The organism is Exiguobacterium sp. U13-1 (assembly GCF_001750115.1).
GTDB classification, from domain to species: domain Bacteria; phylum Bacillota; class Bacilli; order Exiguobacteriales; family Exiguobacteriaceae; genus Exiguobacterium_A; species Exiguobacterium_A acetylicum.
This window is the reverse complement of record NZ_CP015731.1, coordinates 2684001-2700072: the sequence shown is the minus strand read 5'-3', so window position 1 is coordinate 2700072 and position 16072 is coordinate 2684001. Positions and strand designations below refer to the sequence as shown.

Below are 16072 nucleotides of genomic sequence, written 5' to 3'. Positions count from 1 at the left end.
TTTTTTGTTAGGGGTAAAGTAATCTAAAATTAGCATCTTATCATTTCCTTCCATCAATTTTGATTTCCATTATATGAACATCATTTGATTCACGTTACAATGATAGGAACAAATTGTTCTAGTGGGAGGCTATGCCAATATGAGGCGTTATAAATGGACGTTCGCAATCGTCGTCTTACTCATTCTGACACCATTTGCCATTTGGTTCTTGAAACAGGAAAAGACATTAAACATTGCGCTATTTGACTACACGAACGGAACGGAGGAGCGAGAGCATGCCGGAACGACGTGGTTATTGAATCACTTAAAGATCCGAAATGCGCAAGGGCAGGATTATGCGTATTCGGACTACATCAACCGTTATGACGGAACACAAGGTGAAAAAATGTTACAACAAGCCTCTAAAGCAGATGTGCTGTTGTTTACGGATACGTATGGAAAGTCATATGACGTCAACGGAAAAAAAGAACATCGTGGTGGCTTGACGACGGAAGACGTCGAGCTTGCGACCGAAGCGATTTCGCAAGGGAAAACGGTCGTGGCGGAGTTTAATACGGCGGCAAGTCCGACGTCAGTCGAACGGTCCAATGCGTTCCGCCAATTATTCGGAACGGCTTGGACAGGATGGATTGGTCGGTTTTTCCCGGATTTAACAAAACTGCAAGGTCTTGAGAAGAACGTCGTAGCTCAATTAAAAGCGCAGGCGAAAGAAAAAGAATTCAAACTATCTGGTCCAGGTTATGTCTTTATCAATGACTCAACAGAAAAAGCATTCTTTGTTAATGATGACACGCCGCTTCTCTATAAATGGGATAAAAACAAGGGCAATGCAAAAGATGAGGTCCGTTATAACTACTGGTTTGAGATTTTAGAGCTAGACGGTGGCGAGCAACAAGCGCATTTTTCTTGGAAACCGTCAAAACAAACCCAAGCGATGCTTCGGAAATATCAGTTGCCGCTTGAATTCCCAGCGTATGTCACGCAAGGAAGTGGACACTATTTTGCTGGGGACTACACTGATGTCGCGGATATCCCGCGCTACTATCGATATAGTGGGCTCGATTGGTTCCGCAAACAGTTCATTCTCGATAGTGCAGAGAGTGAATCAGCATTCTTTTGGAAGATTTATGCCCCGACACTGACACGAATTCTAGAAGATACAAAACGTGTCTCGACGCAGGCTGCGAAAGTTAAGCCACTCTCTCAAACGAAAGTCGGTAATCAAGAACTACGAACTCGAGCACGTGAAGGACAAGACACACTTGAAATGTATCAAGATGGCGAATGGAAGCCGTATTTCGTCAAAGGCGTCAACGTCGGACTCGGTCGACCCGGTGCATTTCCCGGGGAACATGCGATCAGTCGTAATGAATACGATCGTTGGCTAAAGGAAATTGGTGAGTTGGGCGTCAATACAATTCGAATATATACGCTTCATCCACCGGCTTTCTATGATGCACTAAAAGCCTATAATGAACGTGCAAAACAACCGATTTATCTGATGCAAGGTATGTGGGTCGAGGAAAAACCATTCGAAGAGTTGAAGAACGCTTTTGAGCCAGACTTCTTGAAGATGACCGATACGGAAGCAAAACGAATGGTCGATGTCATTCATGGCAACGCCGTCGTCAAGGAAGTCGTTGGTCATGCTTCTGGAACATATACATCGGACGTTTCGCAATACGTTTCAGCATTCGTCTTTGGAATCGAATGGTTACCGGAAGCCGTCGTTGAGACGAATAAAAAGAACAAAGGCACACGATTTGAAGGGAAGTACGTGACGACGACAAAAGAGGCGTCACCGTTTGAATCGTGGCTTGCCGGTCGGATGGATACAGCGACAGCACATGAAATTAAAGAGTACGGAACGACTCGACCAATTGGTTCGACGAACTGGCCGACGACGGATCCGTTGAAACACCCGAAAGAAGTTGAAGAAGAGCAAGATCTCGTCTCGATCGACTTCAATCATTTGAAAGCAACGAAGGATTTCCCTGGTGGCTTGTTTGCGTCTTATCACATCTATCCGTATTATCCTTCGTTCATCAAGGAAGAATACAGCCAAAAAGCAGACAAGGGCTCTGAATCATATGCTCGTTATTTGAAAGAAATGAAAGACTATCATGAGATGCCGTTACTCGTATCAGAATTCGGCATTCCAAGCTCACGCGGTAAGACACACCTTGGACCGAATGGTTTTGATCAAGGACATGTCAGTGAAAAGAAACAAGGTGAACTCGTCGCGCAGCTCTATCAGGACATCAAGGACGTCAAGACGGCCGGTGGACTTGTCTTCATCTGGCAAGATGAATGGTTCAAACGGACGTGGAACACGATGGATTATGATGATGCGGATACTCGTCCACGCTGGTCGAATGTCCAGACGAGTGAACAACATTTCGGGATGCTTGGTTTCCTTCGTTCGGACATCGTCATTGACGGAAAACTGGATGACTGGAAAGGGTATGCTCCAGTTGCTGAAAATAAGGATCAAGCGATTTACATGACTTCTGACGAGGCATATCTCTACTTGCGCATCGATCGGAAGAAAGCAGAGCCGACGACACTTGCACTATCGACGAAACCGAATGATGGGAATACGAAAGTCGGTCCGTTGACGCTTGACGAAGGAGCCGAATATCGCCTGACGATTGATCAGACGGCGCGTATCGATGTCGATGCTCGCTATGACATCTTCCGTTATCATTACGGTTTGAAGATGCCGTTTGAGATGGTGAAACCGCCATCTGATCAAAAAGATAGCGGTAAGTTCGTTCCAATCTATCAAATGCTCGATTATGCAAGACGAGATCCGGTGACGAAAAAAATCGTCAAACCAGCCGTTAAATGGGACACAGGTGTTTTACACGAAGGAGAACCGGATGACATCTTGACGGATATCTCAGATGTGACGAAACCAACCGTCGAACTCCGTATTCCATGGATGGTCTTGAATATGCGTGACCCTAGTAAACACGAAATCATCGGCGACTTCTGGAAAGATGGGCTCGAAGCGAAGATGATCACAGAAGGAATCGAAGTCACAGGTCAAGTCGGTGAGACACGCATTCCAGAGAAGGATCGTGGTTTCTACAACTGGGCGGAATGGACGAATCCGCAGCAACGTGAAGAATTGAAGCCGGTCTATCATACGATGAAAAAAGCATTCACTGAGGGAGGGAACTAAATGCGGCGTGAAGAGATGTGGAAGTTAATCAATCAGTCGTTTGAGTCAACAAGTCAAGATCGTGAGGTCAGTTCAACGATTGAATGGACGGAAGAGGTTGTCCGACAATCGTCGACGAATACCTTGTTCGTGCACACGGTCGGACAAATGCCGGAGACGGTCAATGGTCTGATCGAGGAAGGATGGTGCGTGCGGACAGACATCTCGTATGCCGATGTCGTCCTCGCGAGTGAACCCGTCATCGAGGAACGAATCCCCGTCGTGTATTTTAATACGGAATCCTCTTTCTATGGGTTAGAAAATGCACGCGAAATTTTACCGGCGACGCTGTCGCGCGAGCTTGTTCTCGATCGCCTTGCACGCTATAAAAAAATCCAGCATATCGCGGAGGTCGTCGTCGTAACGGAAGATCCACATATCCGCCGGATGATGGAACGGGAACTGATGGAACGATTCGAACGGTTCGTAACGTTTGAACGAGCAGAGACGTTCCTTGATGAGTATGTGGCCTCCCGTCCGTACTTGCTCGTGTTCACGTCCGCATTACCGCGAGCAGATGGACTGGAATTGTTGTTGCGGGCAAAACAACAAAGTATCGCGCCATTCCAATCGATGATGATCTCGATGTATAATCGCGAACGAGATCACGTCCTAGCGGTTGATCGTGGTGTTGATTACATCATGACGCTCCCGCTGAAAATCGAAGAGTTCCGCGCATGGATCCGAAAAGTCGAGGACGGCCGATGATGCAGGCGATTCTAGTATTCATCGTCGTACTCGTTCTCTTACAAGGTGGGGCACTGATCTATCTCGTCGTCCAAAAACGACAACGTACCAACCGCGAGCATGCACGGCGCGATTGGCAACTCGCCTTTCGAGATGACATCTATGACTATGCGACAGGGGAACGACAGGACATGCCGACGATTCAAAAAGGAAACGAGGATTTAGCGGAGCTTGAACTGTTCGCCCTGTCCAATTTAACGGCAACACCGGCACATCTCGAACGAGTGCAAGCATTCGTCGCTGCCAATATGCAAGCGTATTATGAACAACAATTGAAGCATCGCCGGATTGACCGCCGCTTGAACGCCTATGAAGCGGTGTCTCAATTCCGTTTGGTCGCAGTCGCACCAATGATTCATGCGCGTTGGGGAAAGGCAATTGAAAAAGAGGAGAGCGATGTCATCGTCCGCACACTCGTGTCACTATCCGAACAAGATGCAATCGCGATCGCTAAACAAGAAAATGACATTAGCTTCTTTGGTGCGATTCTTGCGGTCGGGCGTAGCCAAGACTTGGCGGAATGGGTGACTGCGTTTGAAGAATTAACGTTGTCCTTTAGGTTAGCGATTCTTCAGCTGATCTTTGACCGCGATGAAACACGTTATATCGCGCTCGTTCGTGACAAGACAACAGATGAAAATCCAGAAATTCGAAAACGTGCCCTTCGTGCACTCACGCGAATCGGACTTGAGGAAGACTGGAAATTGTATGTCCCATACTTGGAAGAAGAATCGAGTTGGGTCGAGCAAATGCTTGCCCTTCGTTTCTTAGAACATGTCGTTCCAGACGATGCGATACCAGCGATCTTGCCGTTTGTCGGTAGTCGATCGTGGTGGGTTCGGACGGCAGCCTTCGATGCGTTACTTTCTTGTGGTGGGATCGAACAGTTGGCGAAGGTATCAAGTACACACCCCGACCGCTATGCGCGTCAAAAAGCAACAGAACGGTTGGCAAAGGAGATGAAACATCATGTCGTCTGAGACAATCCAAGCCATTATTGAAGTCCTTTCCTGGACAGTATTGATTTATATGCTACTCGTCATCGTGTTCTATTCGACGCTGTACCTGATTTCAGCTCAGATGGTGCGACGACAACGTTTCCGCCGGAAAGAGAGCTCCTACTTGCCGCTGATGCGGTCACTCTATACACGACCGGTCAGTATCCTTGTTCCAGCCTATAATGAAGAATATACGATCGTGTCAAGTGTTCAAGCATTACTAGCGCTTGACTACCCGGAGCATGAAGTCATCGTCATCAACGATGGTTCAAAGGACGGAACGATGGATGAACTATTCCGTTCGTATGAGTTAGAGAAGGAAATCCGCTATCCGCGAATCCTGATCGGTTCGAAGCCAGTTAAACAAGTCTATCGTTCGCGGATTGATAGTCGCTTGATCGTCATCGATAAAGAGAATGGTGGAAAGGCAGATGCCTTGAATGCCGGTATCGATCACTCGAGTTATCCGTATTTCTGTTCGCTTGACGCGGATTCGATTTTAGAGCGTGATGCGTTATTGAAAGTCATGAAGCCGATCGTTGAGTCAGATGAAGAAGTCGTCGCGACATGTGGTTCGATCTTCCTCGTTAACGGTTGTACGATCGAAGGCGGCGAAATCGTCGAGATTCGGACACCAAAACAACGGATCGTCCTGATGCAGATGATCGAATATTTCCGAGCGTTCCTGTTTGGTCGCCTTGGTCTTAGCCGTTTCAATATCTTATTGATCGTCTCCGGTGCCTTCGGATTGTTCCAAAAGAACATCGTCGTACAGGCAGGTGGGTATAAGGAAGGGCTTGTCGGTGAGGACATGGAGCTTGTCGTTCGTTTGCACCGGTACATGAAGGAAAATAAGCTCGATAAACGCATCGAGTACGTTCCGGCACCGGTTTGTTGGACACAAGCTCCTGAGTCGATGGAAGTGTTACGTTCACAGCGAACACGTTGGCATCGTGGTCTTGCTGAGACGTTGTGGACACATAAACGGATGATTGGCAATCCCAAATATGGCTCTGTTGGTAGTGTCTCGATGTTATATTTCTTTTTGATTGAACTGCTCGGACCCATCGTCGAACTGATTGGTTATTTCATCATTCCGCTCAATCTACTCGTCGGTACACTCAACTTTGAATTTGGGATCGTCTTATTAGTCGTCGCTTTACTCTACGGTTCCTTATTATCAGCAGGTGCCGTATTATTGGAAGAGTGGACGATGCACCGATTCAAGAACGTCAAGGAATTGATTCGGTTGTATCTATGGTCTTTGACCGAGTCGTTCTGGTACCGTCCGATTCTCGTTTTCTTCAAATTAGGAGGATTGATTCAATTCTTGACGGGTCGAGGAAACTGGGGACAGATGGAACGCCAACGTCTCGAAGACGTCACCGAGGAAAAAGTCGGCTGACGAATAGGTATGAGGGGGATAAGTTAGGTGGAGTTGTTACGAAACAAATGGTTCAAAGCATTAATCTGGGTATTGATGATTTTTCTCGTCATCTGGGTTGGAACGAAGATTTCATTCTTATTCCAGCCAATTCGAGTCATGTTGGCCTTGATTTTCCCGCCATTGATCATCGCAGGGATCTTCTATTACTTTACGCTCGGTATCGTGGATGCGTTGCAGAAGCGGGTCAAGAAGCGTGGTCTTGCCGTGCTGATCGTCTTGCTTGGTTTCATTACAATCCTGACGATTGCGGTTGCATCCATCGGACCAATCTTAGTCGAGCAGGTGACGGATTTTGCGACGAGCATCCCGACGCTTGTCGTTGAATTGCGCGATCAGACGTTAAATTTACGCGATCAATTGATGAACAACCGATTCATCTCGACATGGGTTCATGAGAATACGGACTTATTTGACAAATGGACGAATGAAGCAACGTCGTATATCGGCACAGTCTTTAAGTCTGTCTCGACGTCTGTCGGAACGATTTTCGGTGTCATCTCTTCGACGGTCTTAATCATCGTCTTAGTACCGTTCATCTTAGTCTACATGTTGCTTGACGGCTATAAGTTTCCGGATTCTGTCGTGAAGCTGTTGCCGAAAAGCTATGAAACAGAAACGCGTAAAATCTTGCACGACATGCACGTGACAGTGAAGCATTACGTCAATGGACAGGTCATCGTCTCGATTTGTGTCGGTCTGATGTCATTGATTGGCTTCTTCATCGCTGATATTCAATATGCGTTACTGCTTGCTTTATTCTGTACGGTCACAAATATCATTCCGTATCTTGGTCCCTACATCGGTGCCGTACCGGCGGTAATCGTCGGGTTCATCGATGATCCGATCAAAGCCGTCTATGCGATCATCACGATCGTCGTCGCGCAGCAAATCGAGTCGAACTTGATTTCGCCTTATGTCCAAGGAAAGACACTCAAGGTTCACCCGTTGACGATTATCATCGTCTTGCTCGTTGCCGGGAAAATCGGTGGAATCATTGGTGTCATCCTAGCGGTTCCGACCTATGCGGTTACAAAAGTCGTCGTTCAAAATATCGCTCGGATCTATCGTTTACGTCAGCAACGTCTCGACGTACCGGACGTGACGGTATCACCCGAATCCTTGAAGTGAAGTGTAGCCCTCTGCTCTTTTTAGGAGCAGAGGGTTTGTGATTTTCATGAGAGAGGGATAAGGTAGAAGAAGAGAAAAAAATGAAGAAGATTTCACAACTTCGACTCATTTTAGTTTATAAATTGATTGGAATCTTTTTTATAATGGTTATAATGTAGGATAGAGAACGAAAAGATAGATCGGAACGAAATCTTTGGACGTAAGGGGTAGAGCGCATGCATATCGTAGTGGTCGGCTTGAATAACAAAACAGCGCCTGTATCAATACGCGAACAAGTCTCATTTGGGGAGCATGAGATGAAGGGAGCGGTCGTCGCATTGCGCGATGAAAAAAGTATTTTTGAAAGTGTCATCGTCTCGACATGTAACCGGACGGAACTTTACGTCGTGACGGATCAGCCACATACAGGACGGTATTATACAAAACGTTTCCTTGCAAACTGGTTCGGTTTGACGATGGAGGAACTGGAGCCGTATCTCTTCATTCATGAAGGATTCGATGCGATGAAGCATCTGTTCCGCGTGACAAGTGGACTTGATTCGATGATCGTCGGTGAAACGCAGATCCTTGGTCAAGTCAAGACAAGCTTCTTCATGGCGCAGAAGCTTGAAACGACAGGAACGGTCTTCAATAAACTCTTTAAAGAAGCGGTCACGCTCGCCAAACGGGCTCACGCAGAAACTGGAATCGGTGAAAATGCCGTTTCTGTCAGTGCTGCTGCTGTCACGCTTGCCGAACAGTTACTCGGATCGCTTGAAGATAAATCAATCGTTGTCATCGGTGCGGGAGAAACCGGCGAATTGACGACGCTTAACTTATATGAAGCAGGGGCACGCGATATCACGGTCTTTAACCGGACATTAGCTAAAGCAGAAGAGGTCGCGAATCGGTTCGAAGGATCGGCACATTCGATTAACGAGATGCAGTGCGGTTTGCTTCGGGCAGACATCGTCATCTCTTCAACCGGTGCAAAACGTGCCATCATCAAACGCGAAGACATCGCGGCAGCACAGCTGTTCCGGCACGATCGTCCATTCCTCTTGATCGATATCGCCGTACCACGCGACATCGAACCGACCGTCGGTGACTTGCCAGGTGTTCATTTGTACGATGTCGATGATCTGACATCGATCGTCCAACAAAACATGGCGGAACGGATGAAGGAAGCAGCGAAGATCGAACAACGGATTGAAGCGGCGATTGCTGAGTTCGAAGGTTGGATGACGACACTGGGTGTCGTACCAATCATCACGGAATTACGAGACCAGGCGTTACGCATTCAACAAGAAACGATGCAAAGCTTGGAACGGAAATTACCGGAGATGTCGAAACGTGAAAAAACCGTCATTGGCAAACATATGAAATCAATCATCAACCAGTTGTTACGTGAACCGTTGTCTTATATTAAAGATGCGGCAGCGAAACCAGATGCCGATGAGCGGATTGCGCAGTTCATGGATACGTTTGCATTAAACGAAGACTTGTTCGAAGGGCTCGAAGATGACGTCATGACATCAGAAGAGACGACACCTTCTGCAAAAGCTGTGAACCGGTGAACAAAGCACGATTTGTGTTACAATAGAAAATGCATGGGGCGGACTTGTGCCGCCCCTTTATCATTGTACAGGGGGATTTTAGCATGCGAAAAATCATTGTTGGATCGCGAAGCTCGAAGCTTGCGATGACACAGACGAAATGGGTCATTGACCAGTTGAAACAAGCCGGCGCGCCGTATGAGTTCGAAATCAAGAACATCATCACAAAAGGGGACCGCATTTTGGATGTGACGCTCTCGAAAGTCGGCGGTAAAGGATTATTCGTAAAAGAGATCGAGCAGCAGATGATTGACGAAGAAATCGATTTTGCCGTTCACAGCATGAAGGATCTACCTTCTGAATTACCGGACGGTCTCATCATCGGTGCAACACCAGCGCGTGTCGATGCGCGTGATGCTTTGATCACGAAAACAGGCGAAGGTCTTGCTTCCTTGCCAGAAGGCGCAGTTGTCGGCACGAGCAGTTTACGTCGTGGGTCGCAATTGCTAAAACTCCGCCCTGATTTAAAAATCGAATCGATTCGCGGAAACATCGACACACGACTCGATAAATTAAAGAACGGTTCGTTTGACGGGATTTTGCTTGCAGCAGCTGGTCTACAACGGATGGGTTGGTCTGAAGACGTCGTTTCGGAATATCTCTCGACAGACGACATGATTCCAGCCGTTGGTCAAGGAATCCTCGGCATCGAATGTCGCGCACATGACCAAGAAGTACGTGACCTCCTTCATCTGATCCATGATCAGATGACAGAAAAAGTAGCTTATGCCGAGCGCGCTTTCCTAGCAGCGATCGAAGGTAGCTGTCACGTTCCGGTCGGTGGATTTGCAACGATCAACGAAGATCTGTCAACGACACTCGTCGGATTCATTGGATCCGTCGATGGAGAGCAAATCCTACTCGAGCGCGAATCAGGTCTTGACCCGATGCAACTCGGTCAAGATGTTGCCGAACGTCTGCTTGCTTCGGGCGGTCGTGAGATTCTCGCGACACTTCCGGATGACTTGTAAGCAGGTACTCTTCACGGGCAGCCGACCACCGACGACCGAGCAGATGGCGCGACTGCGCGCCGTCGCGATCGAGTCAGTGCATTATCCTGTCATTGAAACGCGACCGGTTTCGTTTACGTTACCGAAGGGAATTGATTGGCTCATCGTGACGAGTCCGAATGGTGTCCACCGGATTGCTGATGCGTTGCCTGAATTAGCAGCAACGCGTATCGCGGTCGTCGGACGAAAGACGGCAGATGCACTTGCGAAGTACGGTCGAACAGCCGACTTCTGTCCGTCGACCTTTACAGGAGACGCACTCGTCGCAGAACTGGGACCACACTTGTCTAACGGCGATCATATCGTTTTTGCGCGAGGGAACCGATCGCGGAAAGCGCCGGTCGATCAGTTACGAAAACTGAATCGATATACGATCGAAGATATCATCACGTATGAAACTGTCACCCGTCGGCTACCTGAAGCACTTGTCAGAACTGCCACCTATATTGGACTGCAGAGTCCTTCCGCTGTCGAAGCGATTGCTCCACTATTCCCGCAGACGACGTTCATCGTCATTGGGACAATCACGGAGCAAGCAGCAAAAGCAGCCGGACTTCAACCGATCCATGTCGCCCGTGAATTCACGGTAGACGGCATGATTGATCGTATCATTGAGGAGGAATCAGCATGAACACATTAGAATACGCACGTCACCGTCGTTTGCGCCATACCGCATCACTCCGGTCACTCGTCCGCGAGAACCAGTTGCATAAATCAGATTTGATTTATCCGATTTTCGTCGCTGAAGGCGAAGATATTAAACGCGAAGTCAGCTCGATGCCTGGCGTCTTCAACTTATCACTTGATCATCTGACGGCTGAGATTGAAGAAGTCGTCGCACTCGGAATCGAATCTGTTATCTTATTCGGTGTTCCGCATGACCACTTGAAAGACGAGCAAGGATCAGGTGCGTTTCACGATCACGGGATCGTTCAAGAAGCGACACGTCTCGTCAAGAAGGTTGCCCCGCAGCTAACGGTCATCGCTGACACATGCTTATGTGAATATACGTCGACAGGTCACTGTGGGATTGTCGCCGACGGTACGGTCGATAATGATGCGTCATTACCGCTTCACGTCAAGACAGCGATCTCACAAGCTCGAGCGGGTGCCGACGTCATCGCGCCATCATCGATGATGGACGGATTCGTCGCAGCGATTCGTCAAGGATTAGACGAGAATGGCTTCAGCCATATTCCGGTCATGAGCTATGGTGTTAAATATGCGTCTGCTTATTACGGTCCATTCCGTGATGCAGCGAATTCGGCACCGGGAGAAGGCGACCGGAAAGGTTATCAAATGGATCCAGCAAACCGTCGCGAAGCGTTCCGCGAAGCAACAGCGGACGTCGATCAAGGAGCTGACTTCATGATCGTCAAACCTGCACTTGCGTTCATGGATATCATTCGTGATGTGCGCGAGCGAATCGATCTACCAATTGTCGCGTATAACGTATCAGGTGAGTATGCAATGGTCAAAGCCGCTGCCTTGAACGGCTGGATCGACGAAGAACGAATCGTCCTTGAGACGATGCTTGGCTTTAAACGAGCAGGTGCTGATTTAATCATCACCTATTTCGCAAAAGACATTTGTCGTTACCTGGAGGGGTCGAAATGAGCTTAATTAACCAGAACTCAAAATCAAAAGAAGCATTCGAGCGGGCACTCCCGCTCATGCCGGGTGGTGTCAACAGTCCGGTCCGTGCTTATAAATCGGTCGGGATGACACCGATTTTCGCAGATCATGCGAAAGGATCAAAGCTCTATGATATCGACGGAAAAGAGTATATCGATTACGTCTTGTCATGGGGACCAATGATTCTCGGTCATGCCGATCCAATCGTCACGTCAGCGATCCAAGAACAAGCAACACGTGGCTGGAGCTACGGGACACCAACGGAAATCGAATCAGCGATGGCGGAAGTCGTCATCAGTCGGGTACCGTCAGTCGAAGTCGTTCGGATGGTCAACTCAGGGACAGAAGCGACGATGGCTGCCCTTCGTCTCGCACGCGGCTATACAGGTCGGACGAAAATCCTCAAGTTCGAAGGCTGTTACCATGGTCACGGTGACTCGCTCTTGATCAAAGCGGGTTCAGGTGTCGCGACACTCGGACTACCAGATTCACCAGGAGTTCCTGCGCAAATCGCGAGCATGACGCTGACGGTTCCGTACAACGATTTGGACGCTGTCCGGATCGCGTTTGAAAAACACGGCGACGATATCGCTGGTGTCATCGTCGAACCGGCTGCTGGGAACATGGGCTTCGTACCACCAGAGCCAGGATTCCTCGAAGGCTTACGGGAGATCACGGCGGAAAACGGTGCCTTATTGATCTTTGACGAAGTCATGACCGGTTTCCGAGTTGGATTCCACTGTGCACAAGGGCACTTCGGTGTTACACCAGACATCACGTGTCTCGGTAAAGTCATCGGCGGCGGAATGCCAGTCGGTGCTTACGGCGGACGTCGGGACATCATGGAACAGATCGCACCACAAGGTCCAATCTATCAAGCAGGTACGTTATCCGGGAACCCACTCGCGATGGCAGCGGGTCTAGCAACATTGACACAATTGAAACCAGAACACTATGCAGAGTTCGACCGGAAAGCGAGCCGTTTGTCAGAAGGCTACCTGAACGCTGCATCGAAATACAACATTCCGCTGACGACGAACCGTGCAGGCGCGATGTTCGGTGTCTTCTTCACGGATGAACGTGTTACGAACTTCGAAAAAGCGAAAACGTCGAACCTTGAGATGTTCCGTTCGTATTATCAAAAGATGGCGGCGCGTGGTGTCTTCTTACCACCGTCACAATTCGAAGGTCTCTTCCTGTCGATCGCCCATACGGACGAAGACATCGAGCAGACGATCGAAGCCGTCGAATTGACATTCCAAGAACTCCAAGTTGAATTTGGTCGTTAAGCAGTTCTTGACGATTACTTGAACTCTCGGCTAAAATGAGTAAAGAAGAAAATGGCAACAGCGATGACGGGAAGAGTAGTCCTGTATTCGTACCGGTGTAGAGAACACATCCTTGGCTGAAAGATGTGACGGGCGAACAGGAGGAAGGTCACCCCACGAGCTGATATCGTGAGTCTTACGAGCGATATCCGTCCTCCACACGTTACGTGGCTCGAGGGCATCCGATTTTGGATGAACTAAGGTGGTACCGCGGAAAAAAGCAACGGCTTTCTTTCGTCCTTAGCATAGGACGAGAGAAGCCGTTTTTATTATGGACAAAAAGGGAGCGATCAGGATGCAGGAATTATCAATGCCAACGAAGTATGATCCACAGGCAACGGAAGAAAAATGGTACGACTTTTGGGTGAAAGGTGACTATTTCAAAGCCGATCAGGATCCAGAAAAAGAGCCGTACACGATCGTCATTCCACCACCGAACGTCACAGGTAAATTGCACCTTGGTCACGCGTGGGACACGACGTTACAAGACATGCTAACACGGATGAAGCGGATGCAAGGGTTTGACGTCCTTTACTTACCGGGAATGGACCATGCCGGTATCGCAACACAAGCAAAAGTCGAACAAAAACTGCGGGCAGAAGGACAATCACGTCTTGAAATGGGGCGCGAGAAATTCCTCGAGCAATCATGGGCATGGAAAGAAGAGTACGCATCAACGATTCGTGCACAATGGGCAAAACTCGGTCTTGGACTCGATTACTCACGTGAGCGTTTCACGCTTGACGAAGGATTGTCGGAAGCGGTTCAAGAAGTCTTCGTGAAACTTTACGAAAAAGGCTTGATCTACCGCGGCGAATACATCGTTAACTGGGATCCAGCGACGAAAACAGCGATCTCGGATATCGAAGTCATCTACAAGGATATCGAAGGTGCGTTCTATCACTTCAGCTATCCACTAACGGACGGTTCAGGTCACGTTGAACTAGCGACGACACGTCCGGAGACGATGCTCGGTGATACAGCGATTGCCGTGAACCCGAAGGATGAGCGTTATGCTCACCTCGTCGGAAAAACGATCACGTTACCAATCGTTGGTCGCGAGATTCCGATCGTTGCCGATGACTATGTCGATATGGAGTTCGGTACAGGTGTCGTTAAGATTACACCAGCCCACGACCCGAACGACTTTGAAGTCGGTAACCGTCACGAGTTACCACGTGTCCTCGTCATGAACGAAGATGGAACGATGAACGAGAACGCCGGTAAATACGAAGGCATGGATCGTTTCGAATGCCGGAAACAAATCGTTGAAGATTTAAAAGCAGCAGGTGTTCTGATCAAAATCGAGCCACATTTACACTCTGTCGGTCATTCGGAACGTTCAGATGCGATCGTTGAGCCGTATCTTTCACTCCAATGGTTCGTCAAGATGGAACCACTTGCGCAAAAAGCACTCGAGGAGCAACAAGGACCAGACAAGGTCAATTTCGTTCCACAACGCTTTGAAAACACGTACGTGCGCTGGATGGAAAACATCCGTGACTGGTGTGTCAGCCGTCAACTCTGGTGGGGACACCGGATTCCAGCTTGGTACCATAAAGAAACAGGAGAAGTTTATGTTGGTAAGGAAGCACCAGCCGATATCGAGAACTGGGAGCAAGACAACGATGTTCTCGATACATGGTTCTCGTCAGCGCTTTGGCCGTTCTCAACAATGGGCTGGCCGAACACGGACGCAGCGGATTATCAAAAATACTTCCCTACGTCGACACTCGTTACGGGTTATGACATCATCGCTTTCTGGGTATCACGGATGATCTTCCAATCGTACGAATTCACAGGACAACGTCCATTCCAAGACGTCTTGATCCACGGATTGATTCGTGATTCGGAAGGACGCAAGATGTCGAAATCCCTCGGGAACGGAATCGACCCGATGGATGTCATTGAGAAGTATGGTGCCGATTCACTTCGTTGGTTCCTAACGACAGGATCGACGCCAGGGAACGACCTCCGCTTCTACTGGGAAAAAATCGAAGCAACATGGAACTTCTCGAACAAACTGTGGAACGCAAGCCGTTTTGCCTTGATGAACATGGATGGTCTAACGTTTGATCAGATCGATTTGACAGGCGAGAAGTCACTCGCAGATAAGTGGATTCTGACACGCTTACAGACGACGATCGACGATGTGACACGTCTGTCGGATAAATATGAGTTTGGTGAAGCAGGACGCATTCTCTATCACTTCATCTGGGAAGACTTCTGTAACTGGTACATCGAGATGGCGAAATTACCGCTCAACGGGGAAGATGAAGCAGCGAAGCAGACGACGCGTTCGGTTCTTGCCTATACGCTCGACCGGATCATGCGTCTGATGCATCCATTCATGCCGTTCATCACGGAAGAGATCTGGCAACACTTACCGCATGAAGGCGAGACGATCACACGTGCTGCATGGCCAACACGCGAGGCATCACTCGACTTCCCGGAAGCTGTTCCAGCATTCGAAGCAGTTCAGAACGTCATCCGTTCGGTTCGTAACATCCGCGCGGAAGTGAACGCACCGATGTCGAAACAGATCCAACTGTTTATCTCGACGAATGACGCACGTGTTCAAGACGACTTGTCGTCAAACAGCTCGTACTTGCAAAAGTTCACGAACGCGTCTGAACTCCGGATCGAAGAACAGATGCCGGCGCCAGAAAAAGCGATGAGTGCGATCGTAACGGGAGCAGAATTGTTCATCCCACTCGCGGACTTGATCAACATCGAGGAAGAAATCGCGCGCTTGAATAAAGAACTCGTCAAGTATACGAAAGAAGTCGAACGGGTCGAGAAAAAACTCAACAACCCTGGCTTCGTCGGCAAAGCACCAGCACATGTCATTGATGAAGAAAAAGCGAAGGCACTTGATTATACGGAAAAACGTCAAGCTGTCGAAGCACGCATCAACGAACTCTCACACTAATTACAGCAGTGGCTCAAGTCTCCTTG

General features: G+C 48.6%; 11 protein-coding genes and 1 other annotated feature. All 11 genes read left to right on the top strand.

Going from position 1 to position 16072, the window contains the following annotated elements; translation table 11 throughout:
* Positions 1-139: 139 nt before the first annotated feature.
* The 11 genes from ESP131_RS14055 to ESP131_RS14005 all read left to right on the top strand — a co-directional run bounded on the left by ESP131_RS14055 (position 140) and on the right by ESP131_RS14005 (position 16046).
* Complete coding sequence (locus ESP131_RS14055) at positions 140-3187, top strand: hypothetical protein (RefSeq protein ID WP_029342284.1); 3048 nt, start codon at positions 140-142, stop codon at positions 3185-3187.
* Complete coding sequence (locus ESP131_RS14050) at positions 3188-3934, top strand: response regulator (RefSeq protein WP_029342283.1); 747 nt, start codon at positions 3188-3190, stop codon at positions 3932-3934.
* Positions 3904-4953 (top strand): HEAT repeat domain-containing protein, encoded by a 1050-nt coding sequence (locus ESP131_RS14045; protein ID WP_197499329.1) that lies wholly within the window; start codon positions 3904-3906, stop codon positions 4951-4953. Before ESP131_RS14050 ends, ESP131_RS14045 begins: the two co-directional genes overlap by 31 nt.
* Positions 4943-6376 carry a glycosyltransferase family 2 protein gene (locus ESP131_RS14040; RefSeq protein ID WP_029342281.1) on the top strand — a complete coding sequence of 478 codons (1434 nt, stop codon included), beginning with the start codon at positions 4943-4945 and terminating at the stop codon, positions 6374-6376. The genes ESP131_RS14045 and ESP131_RS14040 overlap by 11 nt, the downstream gene beginning before the upstream one ends.
* Before the next feature lie 27 nt (positions 6377-6403).
* Positions 6404-7546, top strand: a complete 1143-nt coding sequence (locus tag ESP131_RS14035) for an AI-2E family transporter (protein ID WP_081834730.1) — start codon at positions 6404-6406, stop codon at positions 7544-7546.
* Between the two features lie 215 nt (positions 7547-7761).
* Positions 7762-9102, top strand: coding sequence for a glutamyl-tRNA reductase (gene hemA / locus ESP131_RS14030; RefSeq protein ID WP_029342279.1), 1341 nt, complete (start codon positions 7762-7764; stop codon positions 9100-9102).
* Positions 9103-9185: 83 nt separating this feature from the next.
* Entirely contained in the window at positions 9186-10112 is a 927-nt protein-coding gene (gene hemC / locus ESP131_RS14025; protein WP_029342278.1) for a hydroxymethylbilane synthase, read from the top strand.
* Entirely contained in the window at positions 10102-10782 is a 681-nt protein-coding gene (locus ESP131_RS14020; protein ID WP_029342277.1) for a uroporphyrinogen-III synthase, read from the top strand. Before hemC ends, ESP131_RS14020 begins: the two co-directional genes overlap by 11 nt.
* Positions 10779-11768 carry a porphobilinogen synthase gene (hemB, locus tag ESP131_RS14015; protein ID WP_023468970.1) on the top strand — a complete coding sequence of 330 codons (990 nt, stop codon included), beginning with the start codon at positions 10779-10781 and terminating at the stop codon, positions 11766-11768. The genes ESP131_RS14020 and hemB overlap by 4 nt, the downstream gene beginning before the upstream one ends.
* Positions 11765-13075, top strand: a complete 1311-nt coding sequence (gene hemL / locus ESP131_RS14010; protein WP_029342276.1) for a glutamate-1-semialdehyde 2,1-aminomutase — start codon at positions 11765-11767, stop codon at positions 13073-13075. Before hemB ends, hemL begins: the two co-directional genes overlap by 4 nt.
* Positions 13076-13129: 54 nt before the next feature.
* Positions 13130-13359: a binding site (T-box leader), on the top strand.
* Positions 13360-13409: 50 nt separating this feature from the next.
* Positions 13410-16046, top strand: coding sequence for a valine--tRNA ligase (locus ESP131_RS14005; RefSeq protein ID WP_047393606.1), 2637 nt, complete (start codon positions 13410-13412; stop codon positions 16044-16046).
* Positions 16047-16072: the final 26 nt, after the last annotated feature.

Coding starts and splice junctions, on each gene's coding strand:
- ESP131_RS14055 (WP_029342284.1), top strand. CDS start 140: ATGAGGCGTTATAAATGGACGTTCGCAATCGTCGTCTTACTCATTCTG.
- ESP131_RS14050 (WP_029342283.1), top strand. CDS start 3,188: ATGCGGCGTGAAGAGATGTGGAAGTTAATCAATCAGTCGTTTGAGTCA.
- ESP131_RS14045 (WP_197499329.1), top strand. CDS start 3,904: ATGGATCCGAAAAGTCGAGGACGGCCGATGATGCAGGCGATTCTAGTA.
- ESP131_RS14040 (WP_029342281.1), top strand. CDS start 4,943: ATGTCGTCTGAGACAATCCAAGCCATTATTGAAGTCCTTTCCTGGACA.
- hemA (WP_029342279.1), top strand. CDS start 7,762: ATGCATATCGTAGTGGTCGGCTTGAATAACAAAACAGCGCCTGTATCA.
- hemC (WP_029342278.1), top strand. CDS start 9,186: ATGCGAAAAATCATTGTTGGATCGCGAAGCTCGAAGCTTGCGATGACA.
- ESP131_RS14020 (WP_029342277.1), top strand. CDS start 10,102: ATGACTTGTAAGCAGGTACTCTTCACGGGCAGCCGACCACCGACGACC.
- hemB (WP_023468970.1), top strand. CDS start 10,779: ATGAACACATTAGAATACGCACGTCACCGTCGTTTGCGCCATACCGCA.
- hemL (WP_029342276.1), top strand. CDS start 11,765: ATGAGCTTAATTAACCAGAACTCAAAATCAAAAGAAGCATTCGAGCGG.
- ESP131_RS14005 (WP_047393606.1), top strand. CDS start 13,410: ATGCAGGAATTATCAATGCCAACGAAGTATGATCCACAGGCAACGGAA.